The 23,517-nt window shown below is 44.8% G+C and carries 24 protein-coding genes and 4 tRNA genes; 4 read left to right on the top strand and 24 right to left on the bottom strand.

All coding sequences use genetic code 11. The features are described 5' to 3' along the window. The first annotated feature begins 92 nt into the window (after positions 1–92). A complete protein-coding gene (locus ACXAGV_RS14175) occupies positions 93–1,247 on the top strand; it encodes a patatin-like phospholipase family protein (RefSeq protein ID WP_474873802.1) in 1,155 nt (384 codons plus the stop codon). Between the two features lie 39 nt (positions 1,248–1,286). Here ACXAGV_RS14175 and ACXAGV_RS14170 read toward each other — a convergent pair whose 3' ends face one another. Beyond that, positions 1,287–1,934, bottom strand: coding sequence for an HAD family hydrolase (locus ACXAGV_RS14170; protein WP_474873801.1), 648 nt, complete (start codon positions 1,932–1,934; stop codon positions 1,287–1,289). Between the two features lie 193 nt (positions 1,935–2,127). Between ACXAGV_RS14170 and ACXAGV_RS14165 the strand changes: the two genes are divergently transcribed. Then, positions 2,128–2,562: a hypothetical protein gene (locus ACXAGV_RS14165; RefSeq protein ID WP_474873800.1), complete on the top strand. Its 435-nt coding sequence runs from the start codon at positions 2,128–2,130 to the stop codon at positions 2,560–2,562. 56 nt (positions 2,563–2,618) lie between these two features. On the opposite strand, the gene ACXAGV_RS14160 is transcribed toward ACXAGV_RS14165, so the two are convergent. The 17 genes from ACXAGV_RS14160 to aspS all read right to left on the bottom strand — a co-directional run bounded on the left by ACXAGV_RS14160 (position 2,619) and on the right by aspS (position 14,940). Beyond that, positions 2,619–2,709: transfer RNA gene (locus ACXAGV_RS14160), tRNA-Ser, on the bottom strand. Between the two features lie 122 nt (positions 2,710–2,831). Then, entirely contained in the window at positions 2,832–3,887 is a 1,056-nt protein-coding gene (gene nadA / locus ACXAGV_RS14155; protein WP_474873799.1) for a quinolinate synthase NadA, read from the bottom strand. A gap of 241 nt (positions 3,888–4,128) precedes the next feature. Further along, positions 4,129–4,204: transfer RNA gene (locus tag ACXAGV_RS14150), tRNA-Lys, on the bottom strand. A 38-nt stretch (positions 4,205–4,242) separates the two neighbouring features. Next, positions 4,243–4,318 (bottom strand) — tRNA-Lys (locus ACXAGV_RS14145). A 24-nt stretch (positions 4,319–4,342) separates the two neighbouring features. Beyond that, positions 4,343–4,418, bottom strand: a tRNA-Lys gene (locus ACXAGV_RS14140). Positions 4,419–4,710: 292 nt separating this feature from the next. Continuing rightward, the gene (gene ybgF / locus ACXAGV_RS14135; protein ID WP_474873798.1) at positions 4,711–5,505 is read right to left on the bottom strand and encodes a tol-pal system protein YbgF; all 795 of its coding nucleotides are present in this window, start codon (positions 5,503–5,505) and stop codon (positions 4,711–4,713) included. Further along, on the bottom strand, positions 5,505–6,071 hold the full coding sequence (gene pal / locus ACXAGV_RS14130) for a peptidoglycan-associated lipoprotein Pal (RefSeq protein ID WP_014948870.1): 567 nt from the start codon (positions 6,069–6,071) through the stop codon (positions 5,505–5,507). Before pal ends, ybgF begins: the two co-directional genes overlap by 1 nt. A gap of 40 nt (positions 6,072–6,111) precedes the next feature. Next, the gene (tolB, locus tag ACXAGV_RS14125; RefSeq protein WP_474873797.1) at positions 6,112–7,467 is read right to left on the bottom strand and encodes a Tol-Pal system beta propeller repeat protein TolB; all 1,356 of its coding nucleotides are present in this window, start codon (positions 7,465–7,467) and stop codon (positions 6,112–6,114) included. A gap of 4 nt (positions 7,468–7,471) precedes the next feature. After that, a complete protein-coding gene (tolA, locus tag ACXAGV_RS14120) occupies positions 7,472–8,365 on the bottom strand; it encodes a cell envelope integrity protein TolA (RefSeq protein ID WP_474873796.1) in 894 nt (297 codons plus the stop codon). Positions 8,366–8,372: 7 nt separating this feature from the next. Beyond that, positions 8,373–8,792, bottom strand: coding sequence for a protein TolR (gene tolR, locus ACXAGV_RS14115; protein WP_061485248.1), 420 nt, complete (start codon positions 8,790–8,792; stop codon positions 8,373–8,375). Positions 8,793–8,821: 29 nt separating this feature from the next. Then, positions 8,822–9,511, bottom strand: coding sequence for a protein TolQ (gene tolQ / locus ACXAGV_RS14110; RefSeq protein WP_014948866.1), 690 nt, complete (start codon positions 9,509–9,511; stop codon positions 8,822–8,824). Beyond that, complete coding sequence (gene ybgC / locus ACXAGV_RS14105; protein ID WP_014948865.1) at positions 9,501–9,899, bottom strand: tol-pal system-associated acyl-CoA thioesterase; 399 nt, start codon at positions 9,897–9,899, stop codon at positions 9,501–9,503. Before ybgC ends, tolQ begins: the two co-directional genes overlap by 11 nt. 588 nt (positions 9,900–10,487) lie before the next feature. Continuing rightward, a complete protein-coding gene (gene ruvB, locus ACXAGV_RS14100) occupies positions 10,488–11,492 on the bottom strand; it encodes a Holliday junction branch migration DNA helicase RuvB (protein WP_474873795.1) in 1,005 nt (334 codons plus the stop codon). Between the two features lie 68 nt (positions 11,493–11,560). Continuing rightward, positions 11,561–12,181, bottom strand: coding sequence for a Holliday junction branch migration protein RuvA (ruvA, locus tag ACXAGV_RS14095; RefSeq protein WP_474873794.1), 621 nt, complete (start codon positions 12,179–12,181; stop codon positions 11,561–11,563). A 36-nt stretch (positions 12,182–12,217) separates the two neighbouring features. Then, complete coding sequence (gene ruvC, locus ACXAGV_RS14090) at positions 12,218–12,736, bottom strand: crossover junction endodeoxyribonuclease RuvC (RefSeq protein WP_061485246.1); 519 nt, start codon at positions 12,734–12,736, stop codon at positions 12,218–12,220. Next, entirely contained in the window at positions 12,736–13,176 is a 441-nt protein-coding gene (nudB, locus tag ACXAGV_RS14085; RefSeq protein WP_014978753.1) for a dihydroneopterin triphosphate diphosphatase, read from the bottom strand. Before nudB ends, ruvC begins: the two co-directional genes overlap by 1 nt. A 3-nt stretch (positions 13,177–13,179) precedes the next feature. Then, the gene (aspS, locus tag ACXAGV_RS14080) at positions 13,180–14,940 is read right to left on the bottom strand and encodes an aspartate--tRNA ligase (RefSeq protein ID WP_474873793.1); all 1,761 of its coding nucleotides are present in this window, start codon (positions 14,938–14,940) and stop codon (positions 13,180–13,182) included. Positions 14,941–15,187: 247 nt separating this feature from the next. On the opposite strand from aspS, the gene ACXAGV_RS14075 reads away from it, so the two are divergent. Next, positions 15,188–16,039, top strand: a complete 852-nt coding sequence (locus tag ACXAGV_RS14075) for a DUF72 domain-containing protein (protein ID WP_474873792.1) — start codon at positions 15,188–15,190, stop codon at positions 16,037–16,039. 127 nt (positions 16,040–16,166) lie between these two features. Beyond that, positions 16,167–16,652 (top strand): GAF domain-containing protein, encoded by a 486-nt coding sequence (locus ACXAGV_RS14070; RefSeq protein WP_474873791.1) that lies wholly within the window; start codon positions 16,167–16,169, stop codon positions 16,650–16,652. An 86-nt stretch (positions 16,653–16,738) separates the two neighbouring features. Here the strand turns inward: ACXAGV_RS14070 and ACXAGV_RS14065 are convergent, their stop codons facing one another. The 6 genes from ACXAGV_RS14065 to ACXAGV_RS14040 form a co-directional block, all read right to left on the bottom strand. Continuing rightward, positions 16,739–18,079, bottom strand: a complete 1,341-nt coding sequence (locus ACXAGV_RS14065) for a sigma 54-interacting transcriptional regulator (RefSeq protein WP_423078434.1) — start codon at positions 18,077–18,079, stop codon at positions 16,739–16,741. Beyond that, positions 18,076–18,660, bottom strand: coding sequence for a hypothetical protein (locus ACXAGV_RS14060; protein ID WP_474873790.1), 585 nt, complete (start codon positions 18,658–18,660; stop codon positions 18,076–18,078). Before ACXAGV_RS14060 ends, ACXAGV_RS14065 begins: the two co-directional genes overlap by 4 nt. Position 18,661: 1 nt before the next feature. After that, a complete protein-coding gene (locus tag ACXAGV_RS14055; protein ID WP_474873789.1) occupies positions 18,662–20,059 on the bottom strand; it encodes a sensor histidine kinase in 1,398 nt (465 codons plus the stop codon). Between the two features lie 62 nt (positions 20,060–20,121). Further along, entirely contained in the window at positions 20,122–20,403 is a 282-nt protein-coding gene (locus tag ACXAGV_RS14050) for an EF-hand domain-containing protein (protein WP_474873788.1), read from the bottom strand. 301 nt (positions 20,404–20,704) lie between these two features. Next, complete coding sequence (locus ACXAGV_RS14045; RefSeq protein WP_474873787.1) at positions 20,705–22,774, bottom strand: putative bifunctional diguanylate cyclase/phosphodiesterase; 2,070 nt, start codon at positions 22,772–22,774, stop codon at positions 20,705–20,707. 162 nt (positions 22,775–22,936) lie between these two features. Continuing rightward, the gene (locus ACXAGV_RS14040; RefSeq protein ID WP_474873786.1) at positions 22,937–23,380 is read right to left on the bottom strand and encodes a tellurite resistance TerB family protein; all 444 of its coding nucleotides are present in this window, start codon (positions 23,378–23,380) and stop codon (positions 22,937–22,939) included. Positions 23,381–23,517: the final 137 nt, after the last annotated feature.

The raw sequence follows: 23,517 nt of genomic DNA, 5'->3' as shown, positions 1-23,517 counted from the left end.
TGTGATTCAATCTTTCAATTTTCTCCTAAGACGTGCTCTCCTTACAATTAGACCAAGTAGTCAACTTATATATAGTCAAATAGAGGGTCATCATGTTCGGTCAACAATCTGCGTCAACTAATGCTCGTAACGCTGAAAATTCTGCTAATAGCAAAATTGCTTTAGTCGCAGAAGGTGGCGGTCAACGCGGTATTTTCACAGCAGGTGTACTTGATACATGGTTAGATGCAGGGCATGACCCCTTCGATATCCTTATTGGCACTTCGGCAGGTTCGCAAAACTTGACAAGCTTTGTTGCACGTCAAAAAGGCTATGCAAAACGTCTTATTCGCGGTTTAACACGACATAAGCGTTTCTTTCAGATGGGCCGTGGTTTAGTGGGCAAACATATTGTCGATTTAGACTGGTACTTTGATAAAACCCAAGAAGCGAACCGTTTATTAGATTTAGATACGGCTAAAAGCAATGTGGCAGATAGAGAAATATTATTCACTGCTACGAACTCAAGGGACAGAAAAGCATATTTTCTTAATCCAATGAAAAGTCAAAATAACTGGGTTGAATTGATTAAAGCGTCGAGCGCACTGCCTCTGTTATACAAACAAGGTGTTCCGCTTCACACTGAAATTGAAGCCAAGCGAGCTGCCAATACCGGTTTTTACTTAGATGGTGGTTTAGCCGCCCCTTTACCTGTCACAGAGGCTTATAAGCGCGGCGCTACAAAAATTGTAGTGATTAGAACAGTGGACGAGGGCTTTCAAGCACAATCACCTTGGCTACAAAAGCTAAGCGCAGTAATGTGTGCAACGGGTACCTGCCCAAAAACTATCGACTATTTGCTACAACACGAACAAGCGTATCAAAAAGAATTAGCGTTTATCGAAAATCCACCTGAAGGAGTTGAGGTAATTCAAATTTTTGCGCCTAACAAACTTCAAAGTAAACTGTTGGGCAGCACTGACGCTCAGCTTCGTCACGATTACAATCTTGGCAAAAAGGCAGGTATTGCTTTTCTAGAAGCAGAAAGCGTTTCAGAAGGTCAGTTTGAAAGCGAAGCTGTTGCGGTAATTCCCAAAGAGAACGAAGCGGAAATCTTACGTAGCAATAATATTCGTGTCGTGAAGAACGTCGAAGAGGCCAAAGGTAAAGAAAGGAAGGCAAAACGACCTTTACTTACGTTGCCCTTCCCTGCTCGTTTGAAACAGAATATGAATGCGCAGAAAGAAGATAAGCGAATGACGGCATAATCGCTGCTCTATTAACTTTTAAAGCAGCGAGGCTGCAATTTATATATCTGAAAGCGATGCTGTCCAGTCCTCAAGATTTTCATACACGCCCGCTGCTATAGAAAAATCATGATTAGCCGACAAGGGTGTGGGTATAGCCACTGTTTTAATTCCTGCACTGACGGCAGCTTGCAGGCCAAATTCGGTATCTTCAACAGCCATGACTTCATGTGGAGCCAATCGCATTTGAGATAGGGCAGCTAAATAACAATCGGGTGAAGGTTTACCTTTAACTACGTCATCAGAAGAAACGATACACTCAACAATATCTTCAAAGCCATAGAAAGATACTGTCTTTTCAACCGCCAACCGAGCGCCCCCCGTTACTATAGCTACGCGTAAGCCATGAAATTTACAGAACACAAGGGCTTCTTTTGCGCCACGCATTAACGGAAATGCTTCGCGCTGTAAAAACTGAAGTGTCAGCGCCCTTCTCTTTTTAAAGAGTTCTTGGGGTGTTAACGCAAGCGAGAAATCCCGAATGATATCGCTAGCATTGTTCATGATTGAGATACCAGCCATACGCGTGTGGTAATAATCGAATGTCAGTTCTTTGCCCATATCCGCAAGCATGGTTCTCCATAACTCGAAATGCGTCATTTCTGAGTCGATTAGCGTACCATCGTGGTCGAAGAAAATGGCTTTCATGTCAATCACTGTGAGATTAGCTTAAGAGGCATGGATAAATAACCTAGTGTATAGCTGTTAACGGCCTTTACAGCACGGCGAAGTGTAAGTAATTGATATGTATAGAAAATAAGTGCAACTAAAATCTAGCCAACTTGACAGCTAATAGAAAAGTATTTATAAAACGCTTTTTCACTATTTCATCAAGTAAATCATGACAGAATTATCAACACCTGTAAAACAAACCGAAGCACACAAACTTATTGAAGGCCTATTGAAATCTAGCGATCCAACTGCCGAGCTAGATAAAATTTCTGAAGAGTACAATATCGCAAATTGGGGCCAAACTAATGCTGTTTCTGCGGACCTTTACGATGCCGTACGCGACTTACTTGGCAAAGGTGTAGTTACAGGTAACGACCTTGTTGCAGGAAAAGACACCATGGATCCAATTGTACATAAAGTACAAGCGGAAACAGAAACGCTTATCGCTAATCCAAGCGAAGCAGATGCTGACCGAGTTCAAACTTTTGTACTTGGTTTCTTACGTACATTCGTAAGCCAACTACTTCACCCTGGTACTAAGAAAGCGATTTACGCGAAAAAGCTTCCAGATTTAATTAAAGTATATCAGCAGGTTGCGAAGTAATCAGCGCTAATTTATACGCACAAAAAAAACCGGCCTAAAGCCGGTTTTTTTGTATTTGGCGGAGAGAGAGGGATTCGAACCCTCGATACGCTATAAACGTATACACACTTTCCAGGCGTGCGCCTTCAGCCACTCAGCCATCTCTCCAAATTTTGTATCAAGAAGATTTCAACTACGAAAACCCTTGAGCGCGCGTATAGTAGGTAAAGCCGCGCGCTTAATCAAGAACTTGCTGGAAAATATTCAACAAGTGCTTATAAAACGTGCGCTTATAGCCCGCCTTTCGCTTTTAACTCGGCTGAGAAGTTAAGCATGCGATCAAGTGGAATAAGTGCACCTTTACGCAATTCATCATCAACAAAGATTTCGTGCCCATCAGTTTCGCCTGTTAAAGACGCCTTAATCGCTTCTAAGCCGTTCATTGCCATCCAAGGGCAGTGAGCACAGCTTTTACACGTAGCGCCGTTACCGCCCGTTGGAGCCTCTATAAACGTCTTCTCTGGAGCAAGTTGTTGCATCTTGTAAAAGATGCCTTTGTCAGTGGCAACAATAAAGGTGTCGTTGTCCATAGTTTGCGAGGCTTTTATTAGCTGACTGGTTGAGCCAACTGCGTCTGCCATCTCTACTACACTTGCGGGTGATTCAGGGTGAACTAGAACCGCTGCGTTTGGATATAGCGCCTTCATATCGGCAAGTTTTTGCGCAGAGAATTCATCGTGAACAATACACTCGCCCTGCCACATTAGCATGTCGGCACCGGTTTGCTTGGCAATGTACGAACCTAAGTGTCGGTCAGGGCCCCAAATGATTTTCTTGCCCTGACTGTCTAAGTGCTCAACAATTTCCAGCGCGATGCTTGAAGTCACTACCCAATCAGCGCGCGCTTTCACAGCGGCCGAAGTATTCGCGTAAACCACAACGGTGTGATCAGGATGTTGGTCACAAAACTCGCTGAACTCTTTTACCGGGCAACCGATATCAAGGGAACAGGTCGCTTCAAGGGTAGGCATTAGCACGGTCTTTTCTGGGCTAAGAATTTTTGCCGTTTCGCCCATAAAGCGAACGCCAGCAACAATTAATGTTTGCTCTTCTACATCTCTACCAAATCGCGCCATTTCTAAAGAGTCCGCTACACAACCGCCGGTTTCTTCAGCAAGCGCCTGAATTTCATGGTCGGTATAATAGTGTGCGACAAGCACAGCGTTGCGAGCCTTTAGTAAGGCTTTGATCTCTGCCTTTAACTCAGCTTTACGTGCTTCTGATAATGGCTGTGGTTTTGCTGGGAACGGGTACTCTACCTGATCCACTCGAAATGCTACTGACATTAACCTACATCTCTGTTGCGACAAGGGTGCGGATTATACCCAACTGTCATAAAAATTACATACTACCTATTCAACATAAGCGTAATTAAATAGTCGTATTTGTACTTACTCTTCTACTACATGGGGTTAAGTTAACCAGATCAAAGTAAAAATGAGATAAGTGACAGTACAAAGAGAAATAAAAGTTGGATTTCAGAAAGTGCGATTTGAGTAGTGTTGTTTGAACATTAAGAATACTTGATGGTGGGTCGTGCTGGATTCGAACCAGCGACCAATTGATTAAAAGTCAACTGCTCTACCAACTGAGCTAACGACCCATCAAGTAACACAAAGATAAGTTTAGCAATTCAAATGATGGTGGGTCGTGCTGGATTCGAACCAGCGACCAATTGATTAAAAGTCAACTGCTCTACCAACTGAGCTAACGACCCATCATTTGATGCTAGGAGAGAAAGTGGTGGGTCGTGCTGGATTCGAACCAGCGACCAATTGATTAAAAGTCAACTGCTCTACCAACTGAGCTAACGACCCTTTCTTTCCTGTTGTTGCCTGTGTCTTGGCAACGGCGGCATATAATACTCAGATTTTTATTCGACGCAACCCATAACGTCCTTTTATTTTCATTTTTCTGTCAAATTACGACTAAACGGTCAAAATGAAAACAAATCGCTGAGTATTTATACCAGCACTAAATGAGTTTAGTCAGATATCTACGAAATACAGTGAAATTTAGTGCAGAAGTTTTATGCACTCTAAATGGAATTTTTTGAAAAAAACTTTTCTCTAACTCATAAAAAAGCCTCTTTAAAAGAGGCTTTGTTCATTACAAGTTATTTAACCGAGATTCAGCGAGGCGTTTAGCCGAAGAATCAGGGTAATCATTTACAACTTGTTGGAACAGCTGACGCGCTGTTGAACTGTCTCCCGTTCGCTCAGCAATGACACCTAGTTTTAATAAGGCGTCAGGGCGCTTGGCAGAATCGGTAAAGCGATTAGCTACAATATTAAATTGCTCACTTGCTTCGCTCCACTGCTGCTTATTAAACAACAGTTGCCCTAACCAATAGTGCGCGTTTGGTGCGTAACCACTGTTGGGAAAGCGCGAAATGAACGACTGAAATGCAGGAATGGCTTTATCGTACTCACGTGACTTAAGGATCAGATTCACTGCATTTCCATACGCTTCATCTTCACCTGCTTGCGGCGCTTGCGTTGGCGTAGATGCTGCTGGAGAGCTTACAGAGCCCGAATCAACACCTGCACTTGGCATAGCACTACCCTGTAGCGCACCACTTTGCTTGAGGGCTTCTACGCGCTTATCTATTTCAAGGTAAAGCTCACGCTGACGCTCAAGTACTTTTTGAAGTTCGTTGGTATTAACTTCAACCGCGCCACGCAGCTGGTCGACTTCCATTTGCATGTTATCTAACTGCGTTTGCAACCTGTGCTGCATTTCAGTTCGACTCTTAACAATACGCTCAAGCACTACAATACGCTGCTCTAATTCACTGCCGCCATTGGCGTCTACCACAGGCGCTTGCGCAAATGCGGTAGAAACAGCAAGGGCGGCACATAACGTGACGCCCATTTTTAATGTCTTATTCGTTAGAATAGTCATTAGCGGTAAACAACCACTCCGCGACGGTTTTGAGCAAATGCGTACTCAGTAGAACCCATCACTGCTGGTTTTTCTTCACCGTATGAAACTACTGTTACTTGGCTGCTGCTTACGCCAGCATTAAGTAGGTAAGTTTCAACAGACTGTGCACGACGTTCGCCTAGTGCAATGTTGTACTCTGGCGTACCACGGCTGTCAGTGTGACCTTCAATAGTCACTTTAGTGCTTGGGTTTTTCACCAAGAACGCCGCGTGCTTGTCTAGAATACGCTGAAACTCTGGCTTGATGCTTGAGCGGTCAAAGTCAAAGTAAACGGTTTGTTCGTTCTTCAGCGCTTCCATTTCTTGCTGAACCATTTCTTCTTGACGTTTCATACGCTGTGCAGCTTCTGCTTTAACACGCTGTGCTTCTGCTTCACGTGCTTCCGCTTCCGCAGCCGCTTGTTCTTGCGCAAGACGGTTACGCTCTGCTGCCAATTCTTCTTCGCTAGGGCCTGAAGAACATGCCATCATTGTCACTACTGGCAATGCGATAATGAAGCTCTTCATCACTTTATTCATTTGCATCCTACTAATCCTTAAATTTTATTGTTTAGTCGTTAAATTGTTAGAACAAAAATGGTGACCAACTTGGCGATTTAACTTGCCCATTGGCTGCTGGTAACCTAGCTTTAAAACGCCCATCTAAAGAGACCAGTGATAGTACTTGAGTCCCCTCGTGAAGGGTGCTGTAAATAATCATGCTTCCATTCGGCGCTACACTTGGTGATTCATCTAAGTACGTCCGTGTCAGTACTTGAGGAGATCCACCATCCAAAGACTGCTTAGCAATGTGATAGTTCCCATTAGTTTGGTTAACCATAATCATTTGCTTACCGTCAGGGGTTAGCGTACCGCCAAGGTTTTGCTCACCTACGAAGGTAACGCGCCTTACTTTCCCAGAATTTAAATTTACGCTATATATCTGGGGTTTACCACCCCGTTCCGAGCTAAATATTAAACCGCTGCCATCGGGTAGCCACGCAGGCTCCGTATCAATCGCTCTATTGCGTGTAACTCGGCGAAGATTTTTCGTCGCTAAGTCCATCACATAGAGTTCAGGGTTTCCATCTTTCGATAAAACCATTGCAAGTTGCTTGCCATCTGGTGAAAACACCGGGCTACTATTTATTCCAGGGAAATCAGTAATGCGCGCACGCTCGCTGGTGTAGATATTCTGAATGAATATTTGCGGTCTACGATTTTCAAAACTCACGTAGGCAAGCTTCTCGCCATCAGGCGACCACACTGGCGACATAAGCGGCTCGGGAGAAGACAGCAAGCGCGTTTCATTTTCACCATCGTAGTCTGCAATCACTAATTGATAAGGTTTTTCAACCGTATCGCGGTCGCGAACAATGACATAAGCAATTTTCGTTAAAAATGCACCGCGAACACCGGTCAATTTTTCATACACGATGTCGCTAATTCGATGCGCATACTGGCGAAAATCTCGGCCGTTTATCACTGCCTGACGGGCAGCTAGTACGTGGTCATTACTCGATACCAAATTACCGTCTTTGAGTACTTTAGCCTGGCCATTGTCAACCTGCCCTTTAAGTACATCAATCAACTCATAGGATACAAGAAAGCGGTCGCCTCCTTGTGGCTCAATGCTTCCTACTAATACGGTATCAACACCAAGTGTTGCCCATGCAGTGAAAGACACTTGCTCCGCTGTCTCTGGGTACTGTGGCATTTTATCGACAGATACCGGGTTAAACTTACCACTACGCATTAAGTCGGCCATCACCACTTTAGAAATATCGCCAGGCATGCTGCCCTGACCTTTCCATTTAAATGGCACAACCCCGATTGGACGTGCACTATCTACGCCCTCGGTTATCACAATTTCTAAGGATGCAAACACGTTGGCACTGAATGCCATCGTAATAAGCGCTATCCATAAACCTAGTTTTTTCATACCACTATAATTCCACTTTTAAAGTAATGTCTTTTAACTGCTCGTAAACGTCTGGCGCATCAGATACCGGTAACTTTTCGGCCCTGCGAACCGCGCTTTCAGCCGCTCTACACAGCGCATCATTGCCGCCGAGTACACGAATACTCGTAACAAACCCTGTCGTTGCTAACCGAATATTCAATCGACAGGTTTTACCTTGATAGCTGTCGTCTGAATACAAATTGCGCTTAATGGTTTGCTGAATAAGCGCGGTATAACGCTCTACTTCAGTAAGTACCTGTTTTCGCCTACGTTCTTGCTGAGCAGCTTGTTCTTTCGCTAACTGCTCTTGCATGATCCTTTCCATTTCAGCGCGTTCAGCGGCTTCTTTTTTCTTTCGCTCAGCCTCAGCTTTCACTTTTGCTTCGCGCTCCTTACGCTCTTGTTCCTTCTGCGCCGCTAAGCGCTCCAAGTCTTTTTGACGTTTCGCTTCAGCCGCTTCTGCTTCACGCTTTTCTTTCGCACGCTTGGCTGCTAGCTGCTGCTGGCGTTTTTTCTCTGCCGCGGCTTCTGCTTTTCTTTGCCTTTCTTGCTCTTCGGCTCTTGCTTGAGCTTCAGCTTGTGCCTGCTCCCTTTTTTGATCCGCAATCGCTTGCGCATCAATAAACGTCGCTTCTATCACAGGCGCATTCGACGGCATACTTGGCAAAGGGTCAGGAGAGAAACTGACGCTAATTAGCAACAGCGCAGCAATAAAAAGATGCAAACCAATGGACTTGTACAAACCTACTTGTTCTGGGCTTATACTGCTGGCTTGCTTGGCACTTTTGCCGTTCTTTTTATCACCACTTACACCGTTACTTGCGTTATTCGAGTGGCTAGCGGTTGACGTGCTTTTCGACACTTCAGGTTTCGACATATCTATATTACTCAACCGGATCCGTCATTAACCCTACTGAAGGCACACCCGCCTGCTGTAATAACACCATTAGCTGTATCACTTCGTTATACGCTACTTGTCCATCGCCTTTTACCACTACGGGCGTATTGGGCTCTTTGGTCAATTGTGCTTTTACAATAGCGCCAAGCTCATCTTCGCTAATTGGCGATTCCTGGTCCTCGCCTACATTAAGGAAGTAGCGACCTTTAACATCCACTGACGCAATAATAGGTGGTGTATCTTCTTGCTCTATCGGGTTGGCACTTGCTTTAGGCAAATCTACCTTTACCCCTTGAGAAATAAGCGGCGCCGTTACCATAAAGATAATAAGCAACACCAACATCACGTCGATGTAGGGCACTACGTTTATCTCTGATACGGGCCTGCGGCGTTTTCTTACATACATAACAAGTCCTCCGTTTGGAATGTAAACGCTTAGGCTTGTTGTTGTGCTTGCGCAGCAACGGCTTGGCGGTGAAGGATTGCAGAGAATTCTTCCATAAAGTTACCGTAGCTATTTTCAAGCTTCTCAACCTGATGGCTGAAACGGTTGTAGGCAATAACCGCAGGGATAGCAGCAAACAGGCCGATAGCAGTTGCAATAAGTGCTTCTGCAATACCCGGCGCTACCATAGCAAGGGTAGCTTGCTGTACTTCACCTAGTGCGATGAAGGCATTCATGATCCCCCACACAGTTCCAAATAGACCGATGTAAGGACTAATTGAGCCCGCCGTGGCTAAAAAGGGTAGACGACTTTCTAGTTCTTCGACTTGACGAGACATAGAAACGCGCATGGCACGGTATGTACCATCAACTATGCCGTTGGTAGCGGTGTTAGACTTGCGCAGGCGAACAAACTCTTTAAAGCCTGAGCAAAAGATGCTGCCCATGCCTGTTAGGTTAGTTCTGGCGGAAAGCTCTTGATAAAGTCGGTTAAGGTCAGCGCCTGACCAGAACTTGTCTTCAAACTGACGCATTTCGTTGCGTGCCGCCGACAAAGCTTTGCTGCGTTGGAAGATAAACGTCCACGACGCTATCGACACGCTTAGCAACAAAAGCATAACTAGTTGAACAATAAAACTCGCTTGTAAAAACAAGCCAATAAAAGTGAGATCAGATGACACGCGAAATTTCCCCTAACAAAGTACGTGGTAATCTTTTTGGCTTCATAACGGCCAAATCGACGCAGGCAACCTTGATATCTCCCGATACCAATGTAACGCCTTGTTCATTTTTAATAATTTGTTGAAACGTCATACTAGCGCCTTTCAATTCTACAACGCGAGTTTCAATACTCAACAGTTGATTGAACCGTGCAGGCGCATAGTTATGCATTTCAACGTGTTTGACGACGAAAGCGATGGATTGTTCCATCAGCGTGTCTTGTTCAAAACCTAGCTCGCGAAGCCACTCTGTACGGGCTCGCTCCATAAACTTTAGGTAATTCGCATAATAGACGATACCGCCTGCGTCGGTATCTTCGTAATACACTCTTACCTGATGTAAATGCATAACTATTCCTTTACCAAAAATTTAATAATCCAAAGCGAAGTTGAAATAACTAATTGGCGCGATAAAATGCAGAACAAAAACACTCCACAAGCCCCACCGACGCTAACATTTAATCAAAAGTAAACCAATATTAAACACCTGATTAACACATTAGTTTTTCTAATTCAAAAAAACAATTTTACTCAATTGTAGTTTTTTCTGCTCTCCCTATAATGCTCAGCATCAGTCGTACAGAGCGTGATGGTGCTTAGCACGGTCATGCAAGAGTTTTTCTCCTGTTAGACATGAGTTCCCTGGATTTATTTCCTTCAACACTTGTTGTTTTAGCCCGCTCAATGAGCGGGCTTTTTTTTGCCTGTGATTTAGCTTCTATACAAAGCAGAAATATTGGCTTCTTGTACTCATCAAACGCGTAACACTAATTGTTCAAATACGCTTCAACAGCGCAAAACTAATAACGTGCCCCATCCAAGCATTCACTTGTTACGTTTGAAACGCCTTCTGTATTTTCTGTGTGGCCAAAAAAAGCCCAGCAATCCTGCTAGGCCTTTAAAGCGAATCTAAACCTTTTTACAGCGGGACGGTAAATTATTCAGACGGAGCGAAACCAAAATGAAGATAAGCGCGCTGCGACACAATACGACCCCGTGGCGTGCGCTGTAAAAAGCCCTGCTGAATCAGGAAGGGTTCAATCACGTCTTCTATGGTTTCTTTCTCTTCACCAATGGCTGCTGCCAAATTGTCTAAGCCTACTGGCCCACCATCAAACTTTTCGATAATAGCTGTAAGCAATTTGCGGTCCATGTAATCGAAACCTTCTTTATCAACGTCAAGCATATCCAGTGCCTTCGCTGCCGTATCGGCTCCCACCGTGCCGTCTGCTTTAATTTCTGCGTAGTCTCGAACACGGCGTAACAAACGATTAGCAATACGCGGTGTGCCACGCGAACGACGAGCCACTTCTTGCGCACCTTCATCGTTCATGTCTAAATTCAGGTAGCTCGCGCTTCTTGCCACAATACTGGAGAGGTCTTTTACGTTGTAAAACTCTAATCGTTGAACAATACCGAAACGGTCGCGTAATGGCGACGTTAGCGAGCCTGCGCGGGTGGTAGCGCCTACCAGCGTAAAAGGAGGAAGGTCTAGCTTAATTGAACGGGCGGCCGGCCCCTCGCCTATCATAATATCAAGCTGGTAGTCTTCCATAGCAGGATAGAGAATCTCTTCTACTACTGGGCTTAAGCGATGTATTTCATCAATAAACAATACATCGTTGCGTTCAAGGTTGGTAAGCAGTGCAGCCAAGTCCCCAGCTTTCTCAAGCACAGGGCCTGACGTGGTTTTAATGTTCACGCCCATTTCATTTGCCACAATATTGGCAAGCGTGGTTTTACCCAGTCCTGGCGGACCAAAAATAAGTAGATGGTCTAGCGCATCGTCGCGATTACGCGCAGCTTGAATAAAAATTTCCATTTGCTCACATACGTGAGGCTGCCCCGTATAGTCTTCGAGCATTTTAGGGCGAATGGCGCGGTCGATGACCTCGTCTTCGGTGCTTGCTTCAGGCGTAATCAGTCTGTCGGCTTCAATCATGATAGTTCTACTTTAAACGGTGACGTGAAGACAGGCAGACTAAGAACCGCTGCCTTCGTTGAGTGCCATTATATGGCCGCTTTTAATGATTCGCGAATAAGGGCTTCACTTTCCATGCTCTCTTTGTATACGCTGTCGACTAACTTGCTCGCTTGAGCAGGTTTATAGCCTAGTGCAATAAGCGCACTTTGCGCTTCTTCCCGCGCGTCGTTCACTTCAACTATAGTATTGGTGGATAACAAGTCGCCACTTGGGGGCGGTACAGCAATACTCTGCGCCTTGCCAAATTTTGCTAAGCGGTCTTTAAGCTCTACCACTAAACGCTCTGCGGTTTTCTTGCCTATACCCGGTAAGCTGACGAGCGCAGAAACGTCTTCATTTTGTACGCTCGCCAAGAACTGGCTTGCCGACATTCCAGACAAAATAGCTAAGCCCAGTTTAGGGCCTACGCCATTGGCTTTGATCAATTCGCGGAAAAGCCCTCTTTCCATTTTATCAGCAAAACCAAACAGCAATTGGGCGTCTTCGCGAACCACAAAGTGTGTATACACCACCACTTCTTCACCTACCGCGGGAAGCTGGTAGAAACTGGTCATAGGCATATGAATTTCGTAGCCAACGCCGGCTACATCTACAAGAATTTCTGGAGGCTGTTTCTCAGCCAACGTACCGCGAATTCGTCCAATCATGAATTATCTCTGTAAAAGCGTGAGCTTTAAGCAGTACTAGCGCAAACGACCACGAACGGTTTTTCGGGCTTGCCCTGCCATGTTTATCAGGCTCTGTTCGGTGTGTGCATGACACAAGGCAACGGCTAATGCATCGGCAGCATCGGCCTGTGGCGTGCCGCTTAAGCTAAGCAGGTGTTTTACCATGTGCTGAACTTGCGTTTTATCTGCGCCACCTTTTCCAACTACCGACTGCTTAATTTGCCTTGCGCTGTATTCAGCAACAGGAAGTTGCGCTTGGGTGGCTGCCACAATGGCGGCACCTCTGGCCTGACCAAGCTTCAGCGCTGAATCAGGGTTTTTCGCCATAAATACTTGCTCAATAGCAAACTGGTCGGGTTTATATTGACGAATAATATCGCCAACCCCGGTAAAGATATTAGCAAGACGAGAAGGCAAATCTGCCGTTCCAACGCGAATGCATCCGCTTGCTACATACACCAGTTTACCTTGCTTGCGTGCAATTAAACCGTAGCCTGTGATCCGAGAACCTGGATCTATACCCAGTATAACCATTAAGGCACACTCGGTACAAACAAAGATACCGCTTCTTTATTCGAAGGAGACCATAAACGCGCGAGTGCTTCGTCTTTCGACACCCATTCGTACTGCAAGTGCTCTGTTAAGACAATGGGTAAATCGCTGTTTATTTGAAGGGAAAATACATGTTCTGTGTTGTGCACAGTACCAGGAGGATAGCGATGTAGCCAGCGGCTACGAATTTCATATTGGTTTTGCTTATCGTGGTCGTTAACCACAAAGCCGTGCGCTTTGGCATCGATGCCAATTTCTTCACACACTTCACGATATGCCGTTTCTAAGGGTAACTCCCCCTCTTCTAACGCGCCGGTTACCGACTGCCAAAAGGTAGGGTCGTCTTGTCGTTGCAAAAGCAGCACTCGGTAGTGTTGGTCATACAACACTACCAGTGCAGATTCAGGCTTCTTATACGCCATAAATTACGATTGCTTTTTCACCGTTGCAATAGCTAGCTCTTCAAGCTGCTGTGGGTTCGCAGGGCTAGGCGCCGATGTTAACGGACATGCCGCTGTGGTCGTTTTAGGGAATGCCATAACATCACGAATAGACGTCGCGCCAGTCATAAGCATTACAAGACGGTCTAGACCAAACGCAAGACCTGCATGCGGCGGCGCACCAAAACGCAACGCGTCAAGCAAGAAGCCAAACTTGTTCTTCGCCTCTTCATCGTCAATGCCAAGAATGTTGAATACCGTAGACTGCATGTCTTCATTGTGAATACGTACAGAACCGCCACCTAACTCAACACCGTTCAATACCATATCGTAAGCATCAGATAAGGCTTCAGCAGGGTTAGCTTTAAGCTCTTCTGGCGTTAAACCACGTGGCGCGGTAAACGGATGGTGGATAGCGTGAAGCTGACCGTCAAATTCTTCAAACATTGGGAAATCAACAACCCAAAGCGGCTTCCACTCGCCTTCAAGAAGCTCAAAGTCTTCACCAAGCTTAAGACGAAGTGCGCCCATCGCTTCGGTAACCACAGTGTAGCTGTCTGCACCGAACAATAAAATATCGCCGCTTTGTGCGCCAGTACGCTCTAGTATGGCGTTAGTGATGTCTTCCGTTAGGAACTTAAGGATTGGCGACTGCAGGCCTTCAAGTCCAGCACCAGCATCGTTAACTTTAATCCAAGCTAGGCCTTTCGCGCCGTAAATACCTACAAATTTGGTGTATTCGTCAATTTGCTTACGCGAAAGTGACGCACCGCCCGGTACGCGAATTGCCGCAACGCGACCTTTAGGGTCGTTCGCAGGGCCGCTGAATACTTTAAAGTCAACGTTAGCAAGCAAGTCGGCAACGTCTGTTAACTCTAACGGGTTACGTAGGTCTGGCTTATCGCTACCAAAGCGCGTCATGGCATCGGCGTACGTCATGCGCGGGAAGTCGCCAAGGTCAACGTTTAGCATTTTGTTGAACAAGTCGCGGATCATGCGCTCGGTAATAGACATTACGCCATCGGCATCTAAGAACGTGGTCTCAATATCGATTTGGGTAAATTCTGGCTGACGGTCGGCACGTAAGTCTTCGTCGCGGAAGCACTTAACAATTTGATAGTAACGGTCCATGCCCGACATCATCAGAAGCTGTTTGAAAAGCTGTGGCGATTGCGGAAGTGCAAAGAACTCACCTTTGTGCGTGCGGCTTGGCACTAGGTAGTCACGTGCACCCTCTGGCGTTGCCTTAGTAAGAATAGGGGTTTCAATATCAAGGAAACCTTCTTCTTCTAGGAAGCGACGTACAGCACCTGTTACTTTTGCACGGAATTGTAAACGTTGGCTCATTACAGGACGGCGAAGGTCTAGATAACGATAGCGAAGGCGCTGTTCTTCTGAGTTTTCTTGGTTCCAGTCCAGTGGAAGTACGTCAGATTTGTTGATCACTTCAAGGCCTGTGCCTAGGATCTCAATCTCGCCAGTGCGCATGTCTTTATTTACTTGACCTTCAGGGCGCGCACGTACTTTACCCGTTAGCTTTACGCAGAACTCGCTACGCAACGTGTTAGCTACCGATAGCACGTCTGGTAAATCTGGGTCGAACACCACTTGTACGATACCTTCGCGGTCGCGTAAGTCGATGAAAATTACACCGCCTAAATCGCGACGCTTATTAACCCACCCGCAAAGGGTAACTTCTTGTCCAATGTATGATGAATCGATATTCCCACAGTAATCTGTGCGCATGGTCCTTGACCCCTGATGTTTTTTCTTGCTTCGCATGCAGTGAATAGGCGTTTAAAACCGCTTACTTTTGGGCTTAAGACTTTGCCAAAAATCGCGTAAACTCGCTGGCCAATTAACTGGCCCGCCCACAACATGCATAATGTAATGATTTAAAGGCCGCATAGTATAAACAAATGCTTGATAAAGCCCAATGACAAATATGCACAAATCAGCCATATCACAAGGAAATCTCTACATTGGATTGCCAATGTGGCAACACAACCATTGGCCAAGCACCTGGTTTGCTAATTATCCCAAGTCTGATAATGGATTGTCGCTGTATGCCAAGGAGTGTAATACGGTTGAAGGGAATACCACATTTTACTCTCTTCCCCACCAAGACGCGGTAGCGAGATGGTGCGCTTCAGTACCCAGCCACTTCAGATTTACTTTCAAGTTTCACCAGAACATTACGCATGTACATCAATTACAGCACTGTGATGAAGAGGTTGCCCAACAGCTTGCTTTATTAAGCCCGTTAAAAGAAAAGCTAGGAGTCATGATGCTGCAACTGCCCGCTTCTTTCGGGCCAGAAAAGCTATCCATTTTGGATACCTTTTTAGCGGCGTTACCTCAAGAATTAAACGTAGCAGTTGAAGTGCGCCACTTGGCGTTTTTTGCAAAGGGTGACGAGGAAAAGGCGCTTAACCAACTTTTGATTCGCCATGGTGCGAATAGAATCATTATGGACACCCGAGCTCTTTTCACTGGCTCTTTAAACGCAGGGGGAACCGATAGAGGTGCGATGCTCGAGGAAGTACGAGAGAAAAAGCCCCGTGTACCGGTAAACGTTATCGCTACAGGCCATACTCCCATTGTGCGCTTTGTAGGCAATGATGTTGATGATGACAACCAACGCTGTTTATTGCCTTGGGTGAAAAAAGTGAAGATTTGGCAAAGTGAAGGAAAAGACGTGTACTTTTTTTGTCACCGCCCCGACAACAAAGACGCTCCCTGGTTAGCGCAGCAGTTTATCGATTTGTATAACAACGATAACCCATTACTCGTGCTAGAAAATCTGTCTATCAAAAGCCTGCCAGAGCAGAGTGCCCTGTTTTAATCAGTCGCCATTAGTGATTAATCGATTAAGTTTAATTTTTAATAGATAGCGTTTTTCTAATTTAGCGGTAAACTATTGCTCTTATCTATTTTGGTACTACACCATTATTTACCGTGAAATAACCTCAATGAACCATGAATATGAGAAAGCGCGTATTGCTGCGCTTGAATCGTTAGATATTTTAGATACTTCCCCAAGCGAACAACTTGACGAGCTCACCAAAGCTGTACAAGAAGAGTTTAATGCTAAAACCTGCTTAGTAAGCCTCGTTGCAGAAGATCGTCAATGGTTTAAGTCTCGCCAGTGTATGGATGCTACAGAGACACCGCGTAATATCTCGTTTTGCACCTACGCGATAGCCGAAGAAGAATACTTAATTGTTCCCGACGCTAAAGCCGATAAGCTATTTGCTAATAACCCGCTGGTCACTGGCAACCCTTTCATAAGAGCTTACGCTGGTGCTATCTTACGCAACAAAGATGGCTATGAATTGGGCACGTTATGCCTACTGTTTGATGAACCACGTGACTTTTTAGACGTTGAGATAGAAAGCTTAAAAAAACACGCTCGTGCTGTTGAAACCATTGTTTTTTCAGAACATCTTCCAGCATAACCCCTGCCTTACGCTTTTCCTATCGCAAAACAAAAACGCATCACTAAAAAGTGATGCGTTTAATAACTCTCTAAACTCGACTATGTCTATCTGAAATCAGCGGCGTCTAACTCGTGCTTTTTCATAAGTTTATGCATGTCTGTACGGTTTCTTCCTGCAAGCTCTGCCGCGCGCGTTACGTTGCCGTCGGTCATTTTAAGAAGCTTGTGCAAGTATTGCTGTTCAAAGGCATCGCGCGCTTCTGTAAGCGTAGGCCAGCTTTGTTTAGTGGCAGACAAGGCCTGCTCTACTAGGTGGAGCGGAATAACAGGCGTTTGCGTTAACGCAACACACTGCTCAACCACATTCACAAGCTGACGTACGTTACCCGGCCAAGATGAGGTTACCAGCTGTTGCATAGCGTCATCAGAAAATTGGCTTACATTCACGCCATGACGCTGTGCGCTTTGTTGCAGCAGAGAGCGAGCCAAAAGTGGAATATCTTCACTTCGCGATTTCAGCGACGGAAGTTTTAGGTTCACCACGTTTAGGCGGTAATATAAATCTTCGCGGAAGGTGCCTTCTTCCATTTCTTTATGCAAGTCTTTGTGCGTTGCAGAAATAATACGCACATCGATATCTACGTGCTTGCTGCTACCTACTGGACGAATTTGGCGCTCTTGTAATGCACGCAGTAGTTTTACCTGCAGCGTCATCGGCATATCGCCAATCTCATCCAAGAACAAGGTACCACCGTCGGCTTCTCTAAATAAACCTGGGTGAGCGGCTACAGCACCGGTAAACGCCCCTTTAGCATGACCAAATAGCTCAGATTCAAGTAAGTTTTCAGGCAATGCTCCACAGTTAATAGCTACAAATGGCTTGTCGCTGCGGTTACTGGCTTTATGAATGGCGTTAGCAAGCAGCTCTTTACCTGTACCGCTCGCACCGCTAATAAGTACAGATACTTCTCTTTGCGCAATACGAAACGCTTGGTCTAGTACGTTTAGCATTTCCGGTGAGCGAGTAATAATGTCTTTCGCCCAATCCCCCGGCTGTGCAGCCTGAGATTGACTTAACGCTTTTTGCAAGAGCGCACGCAGCTCATCGTGATCCACTGGTTTCGGTAAGAAACCAAATACCCCGCGCTGCGTGGCCGCTACTGCATCAGCAATGGTGCCGTGGGCCGTCATTAAAATTACAGGAATGTCTTTTCTGATCCCCATTATTTCTTCGAACAAGCTTAAGCCATCTAAACCCGGCATGCGCAGGTCACTTAAAACAACGTCATAATTGTCGTTTTGAAGCTTTCTTAACGCCGACTGACCATCTTCCACTGCGGTCACATGATAACCCTCGCCTTCAAGACGAATGGTTAACAAACGCAATAGGCTTTTATCATCATCAACCAACAATAAGTTAGGGTTACTACTCGCCTTTTCGCTCACTGTTGTGTACTCCTGTTTTTATCCATCAGTGTTGCTTCAATTTGCAACAATTCTTCTAATTTTTTGCGCAAGTTAACGGCATCTTTTTCAAGCGCTTTTAATTTCTCTCCACGAGAAGTATTTTCTTGCTCCAACACCACCATGGCAGACTCTAACTGCATAATGTGATTGTTGTGTGATGCGGCAATCACATTTATCACTTCCTGAGCGGTTTGGGTAAAGGTTCCCGCAATATCATTAAGCGCCAACTGCCCACGCAATCTATCTTGATAAGGGGTATCGGTGGGAAGCGTCAGTAGGTAGGCATGAAGCGTATCGAACGCTGAATCTCCTAGCGCTTCTATACTCTGCTTGCGTTTTAACCAAGGCTGGTTTGCCGCGGCAATCCACGAATTAAGCCAATAAGTCGTATCACAATTGTGATCAAAGCCTTTCGGCGGTTCGTCAAATAAACAAAAGCCACGTTCTATCTTTGCTACAGGGTTTACCGTTTCAGGTTCGCCTGCGTTGCCGCTATTTCTGGTTATACTCTGACATCCTGTCAGTACCAGTAAAGCGACAATTAAACCACTTGTTTTCATTTTATTTTTCCTGTCGCGGAATGGTCACTCTAAAGCAAACATCGGCATAGTCTACATCTACAACACGCACATCACCATGCATCAGTCGAGCGCAATCGGCAACAATTGATAATCCTAACCCCGTTCCAATAACGTTGTCGTTTCTTGGCTCGGTCCCTCGAATAAAAGGCTCAAATAGCGTGTGTACTGATTCTGGTGCAATGCGTTTACCACGGTTTGCTACGTCCAATACAAGGTTATCATTTTCGTTATAAAGGCTAATGTTAATGGGTCTTCCTATCGCTCCGTGCGCAACAGCATTAGACACCAAGTTATCAAGTATTCTTCTAAACAACTCCTCGTCAACTTGTACTTTAGGCGCAGAAATATTTACGTCCACCTCTCTTTCTTGAATGGCAAGAGCATAATCGTCAAGGCAAGCCGTAACCAGCTTGCGTGCATCACTTTCAACTATTTTGGGTTGCGCTTGTTGCAATAACAAATTGTAGTCGAGCAGTTTTTCAACCAAAGTATTGAGGCGCTGTGTGCTGCCGGTGAGTAATGACAACACTTCTCGCTGTGCATTATTTAATTCACCAACCACGTTTTCCGATAACAAACTACAGCCTTCTTTTATACTCGCTAACGGAGTTTTAAGCTCGTGAGCGGCATGCCGTAGTAAAGCAGTTCTGATGTGTTCTAGCTGTTGTAAACGATCATAGAGCCAGTGCAAATCCTTTTCGACATCTATAAGTTCTCTGGGGGCCTGCTTAGATAGTGGCGGAAGCTGGCCATCGCTATGCGCCATGATCCGTATTATTTTTTTGAGGTTATTGACAGGGTTCACAATCAATTGGCTCCCCATCAATATAAGCAGTAACGACACGCTTACCAACATTGCTGTAGACCATGCTTGTTTTGCCTGCATAGCATTCAGGTCATCTTGCTGAACTTTTACCCGCTCCGTAATAGCGGCTTCAACGTCGTCGCGCAATTGGTCTACGCTATCACCAACCGACGCTAAATACGCGTTAAGCAACAATTGATCTTCGATGGCTCGGTATTCAGCAAGTTGGTTGAGTTGTTCGGATAGTCGAGAACATGTTGCAGGAACAGATAGTGCCTGACATAAGTTATCAGCTGCAACGGCAAATTGATCGATTGCATTATCGGAGAGCTGCGCTACGCGCTCACTACGTAAAACCGTAAATTGTCTGATACTGCGCTCAACATCAACAACTGCGTTATCTAAACGCTGCATGTCGCTAACAACATCGACCACAAAACGCGTTTCAAGCGTTGTCATTTGACCAACTTTAGCCAAATCGCTTTGACTTTGCCATAGAAGCGCAATGAGCGGAATGAGGGCCAGTACAAAACTACCTAACGTTAACTGTCTTAGTGAACCAAGTTGTACCAAGCGTTCACCAAACGATACCTTGTTTATCAGAACCTTACCCTCATCGATGTTGATATTCTTATCTACTCACCTGCAGTGAGTTTTTCATTACCCGGAGTAAGCTTACTCTTTGCCATTTCTGCCTCAGAGAGCTTTCCGTCTTCGTTGTCGTCAATCAAACCAAAGTTACGCAGTAATCCCGTGTGTCTTACCGCTTCCTTAAGAGAAATCAAGCCGTCTTTGTCTGTATCTAACTGTTGCATGAGCGAACGCGCCGGTGTGGCATGCGCATCTGCTACTGAAATGGCTTGCACTGCTGCAACAGCACAAAGTGCTAAAAAAACTTTTTCGAGACGTTTCATCATGAATCCTCCGCTAAACGCTTGTTAAAATCCTTCTCAATTCGCCAATTTCTATCCTATGGCTTCTGCCACTAATGTATGATTAAGGCATATGGATATTACCATTAGTCTTCAATCAACCACATCATTAATGCATCTAAACTAGCTATGCTATTTTCAGACCACAATAAATATAAACTTTAAAAACATAAAGTTAAGAAAATAACAATGCTTTAATATGGGTAATCCATGGACAGGTGTTGCAATAAAGAAACACTGGTAGTGAGTGCATGTCGGCAACAATACCGACATGCATATTTCAGCATCAGTTGAATTGTTCAGCCTTATAGTGGCTGGGTGAAGTAACGAGCACATCAATTGGAACTGGCTTGCTGAACATGAAACCCTGTACATTGTCACAACCGTGCTCTTTGAGATACTGCCACTGCTCAAGATTTTCTATTCCCTCAGCGCACACTGAAAGGGATAACCGTTTTGCCAAATCAATTATAGCGCCTGTTACTAAGCGACTGCGTTCAGATGATTGTATTTCCGTCACAAACTGCCTATCGACTTTAAGCGTATCAATATTGATTTGAGTGAGATAACTCAAGGAGGAATATCCCGTGCCAAAATCGTCGAGGGCAATCGCACATCCCATATTACCAATGCGTCTGAAAAACTTATTGGAAAGCGCAAAGTTTTCAAGATACGCGCTTTCAGTCACTTCAAATTCGATGTTCTCGGGGTTTATATCGTAAAGCGTAAAAGTGTTGTAGATATAGTCGAAGAGTTGATTACTTCTCAGGTCGTGGCCAGATAGATTAATTGAAGCTCTAAAAGCGCCCACAGCCCAACGTCTGAGTTCAGGCATATCTATACACACACGATTTATTACCCATCGAGTAATCGCGGTAATTTTTCCACCTTGCTCTGCTATAGGAATAAATTCGTTTGGCATAACCAGGCCAAATTCAGGATGTAGCCAACGTATTAATGCCTCAACGCCAATAACATTTCCGTCGTTGTTGACTTTTACTTGGTAATAGACAACAAATTCATCATTCGCTATCCCTTGCTCTATGCCGTTAGCCAAATGAAGTTTACGTTTGTGAGATTCCACCATATCTGGCGTAAATAGTGTGTAACTTCCCCTTCCTCTCGCCTTCGAACGATACATGGCCAGGTCGGCATTACTCATAAGTTCACTTAAATCGTAGCCCGCATCAGAAGCAGTAGCCACGCCTACGCTCAAGCCAACAGTTAGAGAAAGTCCTCTAAGCTCAAAGGGTTCATCAAACGCTGTAATTAATCTCATTGCGAGACGTTTTGCCTGGTCGGTCGTTGCATCTCGATCTGGAAGTACTAAGAATTCATCGCCACCTAAGCGAGCAAACAAATCGCCATCTCTGAGTAGACACTGCACTCTATCAGCCACTTCTATGAGAATTAAATCGCCTGTCTCATGCCCTAAAGAATCATTTATTCCTTTAAATCCATCAAGGTCAAAAAATAAAAGCAACAAATCTTCATCATTTCTTTTCGCTCTTGCTAATTCCAACCTAAGGTTATCAAGAACAAATTGCCGATTGGGAAGGCCTGTTAGGCTATCAAAATTAGCAAGGCGAGACATAGTTTCTTGCTGGTCGACCAAGGTTTGCTTTTGTTCAAAGTTAACCAGAAGCTCAACTTCGATCGCGTCTAGTAAGCTGTTAATGTTGCTAGCTATTCTACCTATTTCATTAGATGAGTGAATTGAGCTTCTAAGCGCATAATCTTTGGTTTCAAAGACTTCCTGGGTAAATCGACCTAATGAAGCAAGCGGTGAAATCAAGCGATATAGAATAGAAATACACACCCCGGTACACAATAACCAAAGAGCAAGCATGACGGGGGCTTGTTCCAAAATTTGTCGAGCACTATTCGCAGACTGTAAATTGTTGATGTCAATATAAATGACAATGTGGCCCATAGGATAGAGGCTACTTCCCACGATTTGGTGATCAACGATAACCCCTTCGTATTGCGAGATGCCAAAAGGAACATTTTGTGGTGATGTAGGTAGGGATGCGTTGCTTATATCGAGCACTCTCTCAGGCTGAACAGCCGAAATCACATTAAAATGATTATCGTAAAGGAACGCGGATAAAAGATGCTCGTGCTCTTTGATTGACTGAAAAAATGAAGAGAACAACGCGTTGTTACCAGGGTTTCTTTCCATCATCACTGACAATTGTAGTGCGAGAGAGTTACTCAAGGCGGCGGTATTATTTTTCACGACGGTAACAACAGATTCGTGATGGTCTAGCCTATTGATCAAGGCAACTGCGATGATCAAAACAGACATGGATAAGGCAATAGTGAGCCCAATCGGAATTTTTAACGTTCTAAACACTCATGTGTCCTTGCTTTACAACTCTTCTTATAGCGGAATAGGCAAGGAATATTTATCCAAACCCTACCACTTATTTATTGTTCTGAGCGTAATAGTAAGTCACGTGCTTTGAAATTAACAACGTATTTTTGTTTAGATAGACAACACTGTTCTGGAAGTGGATTATTTAGAACCTTCTGCAATCTCAAGCTTAGTCTTAATGAATTGGCTATGAGGTACATACAACAATTCAGCTATTTGTCTTATGGTACTTTCTTCTAGTGGCGCTAAGGATTTATCGGCATAGGCTATTGCCCAAAGACCTTTGATTACGCTGACCTTTTCTTCTGCAGAGTAATGTTTATTGAGCACCTGAGTAAAATGCACAAGGTCAACAGCATCATCAGCCGTTTCCCGTCCTTGTTCTAATAGCAATGCCATTGCTTCATCATCAACATTAACAAGGCGCTTTAGCTGCTTTTTATATTCTTCCTTTTCAGTTTGAGTTACCTGATTGTCAGCGTTGACTAATTCGCTAAGTAAGGCAGCTGTGGCAAGTTCAATCGTGTAAGCAGGCTTTGCTTTGTTGTGTGACTCTTCAAATAGTTTCAAAAAAGATTTCAGCATGATGCCTCTGGTTAGTGGCTTTAACAGCGCAGCTATTCGATTAAGATAAATGAGTATTTAACTATTTATTACTAAGGAAAAGAGGATTTCGATTAGTTGTTTAAAAACGTGGATGGTTTAGCTTAGCTGCCGCTCCC

This window comes from Alteromonas sp. ABH4_453 (assembly GCF_056160665.1).
The sequence above is the reverse complement of the archived record's forward strand: the minus strand, read 5'-3'. Positions and strand labels throughout refer to the sequence as shown.

Excerpts from the sequence above, each read along its gene's own strand:
- ruvC (WP_061485246.1), bottom strand. The coding sequence starts at position 12,736 with ATGGTTATACTGGGTATAGATCCAGGTTCTCGGATCACAGGCTACGGT.
- aspS (WP_474873793.1), bottom strand. The coding sequence starts at position 14,940 with ATGCGCACAGATTACTGTGGGAATATCGATTCATCATACATTGGACAA.
- tolR (WP_061485248.1), bottom strand. The coding sequence starts at position 8,792 with ATGTATGTAAGAAAACGCCGCAGGCCCGTATCAGAGATAAACGTAGTG.
- nudB (WP_014978753.1), bottom strand. The coding sequence starts at position 13,176 with ATGGCGTATAAGAAGCCTGAATCTGCACTGGTAGTGTTGTATGACCAA.
- pal (WP_014948870.1), bottom strand. The coding sequence starts at position 6,071 with ATGCAAATGAATAAAGTGATGAAGAGCTTCATTATCGCATTGCCAGTA.
- ACXAGV_RS14060 (WP_474873790.1), bottom strand. The coding sequence starts at position 18,660 with ATGAAAACAAGTGGTTTAATTGTCGCTTTACTGGTACTGACAGGATGT.
- ACXAGV_RS14040 (WP_474873786.1), bottom strand. The coding sequence starts at position 23,380 with ATGCTGAAATCTTTTTTGAAACTATTTGAAGAGTCACACAACAAAGCA.
- ACXAGV_RS14050 (WP_474873788.1), bottom strand. The coding sequence starts at position 20,403 with ATGATGAAACGTCTCGAAAAAGTTTTTTTAGCACTTTGTGCTGTTGCA.
- ruvB (WP_474873795.1), bottom strand. The coding sequence starts at position 11,492 with ATGATTGAAGCCGACAGACTGATTACGCCTGAAGCAAGCACCGAAGAC.
- tolA (WP_474873796.1), bottom strand. The coding sequence starts at position 8,365 with ATGTCGAAACCTGAAGTGTCGAAAAGCACGTCAACCGCTAGCCACTCG.
- ACXAGV_RS14175 (WP_474873802.1), top strand. The coding sequence starts at position 93 with ATGTTCGGTCAACAATCTGCGTCAACTAATGCTCGTAACGCTGAAAAT.
- tolB (WP_474873797.1), bottom strand. The coding sequence starts at position 7,467 with ATGAAAAAACTAGGTTTATGGATAGCGCTTATTACGATGGCATTCAGT.
- ruvA (WP_474873794.1), bottom strand. The coding sequence starts at position 12,181 with ATGATTGGACGAATTCGCGGTACGTTGGCTGAGAAACAGCCTCCAGAA.
- ACXAGV_RS14075 (WP_474873792.1), top strand. The coding sequence starts at position 15,188 with ATGTGGCAACACAACCATTGGCCAAGCACCTGGTTTGCTAATTATCCC.
- nadA (WP_474873799.1), bottom strand. The coding sequence starts at position 3,887 with ATGTCAGTAGCATTTCGAGTGGATCAGGTAGAGTACCCGTTCCCAGCA.
- ybgC (WP_014948865.1), bottom strand. The coding sequence starts at position 9,899 with ATGCATTTACATCAGGTAAGAGTGTATTACGAAGATACCGACGCAGGC.
- ACXAGV_RS14165 (WP_474873800.1), top strand. The coding sequence starts at position 2,128 with ATGACAGAATTATCAACACCTGTAAAACAAACCGAAGCACACAAACTT.
- ybgF (WP_474873798.1), bottom strand. The coding sequence starts at position 5,505 with ATGACTATTCTAACGAATAAGACATTAAAAATGGGCGTCACGTTATGT.
- ACXAGV_RS14070 (WP_474873791.1), top strand. The coding sequence starts at position 16,167 with ATGAACCATGAATATGAGAAAGCGCGTATTGCTGCGCTTGAATCGTTA.
- ACXAGV_RS14170 (WP_474873801.1), bottom strand. The coding sequence starts at position 1,934 with ATGAAAGCCATTTTCTTCGACCACGATGGTACGCTAATCGACTCAGAA.